Annotated in this window: 1 protein-coding gene; it reads right to left on the bottom strand. The window is 68.7% G+C overall.

Annotated elements, in window-relative coordinates:
- Positions 1-281, bottom strand: a 281-nt coding sequence (locus V0R37_RS21935; RefSeq protein ID WP_420376536.1) for an aldehyde dehydrogenase family protein, incomplete at both ends; no start/stop codon positions are given.

Raw genomic sequence — 281 nt, 5'->3', positions numbered from 1 at the left:
GCTGGGCGGCAACGCCCAGCTCCATGGCGGTCTTCTTCACCGTGCTGGCGCACTGGGCAAGTAAGTGCTTACCCACCGGGGTAGAGCCGGTAAACGAGACTTTGCGCACCCGCGCATCGGTGGTGAGCACTTCACCCGCGGCGGCGGGTTTAGAGGCAGTGACCACGTTGATGGTGCCTGCGGGCAGGCCCGCCTCCAGCGCCAGGTAGGCGGCGGCCAGCGCGGTAAGCGGGGTGGCTTCGGCGGGTTTGATGACCACGGTGCAACCCGCGGCCAGGGCC

The organism is Pollutimonas rozaliensis, from assembly GCF_048751585.1.
Taxonomy (GTDB): domain Bacteria; phylum Pseudomonadota; class Gammaproteobacteria; order Burkholderiales; family Burkholderiaceae_B.
The sequence above is the reverse complement of the archived record's forward strand: the minus strand, read 5'-3'. Positions and strand labels throughout refer to the sequence as shown.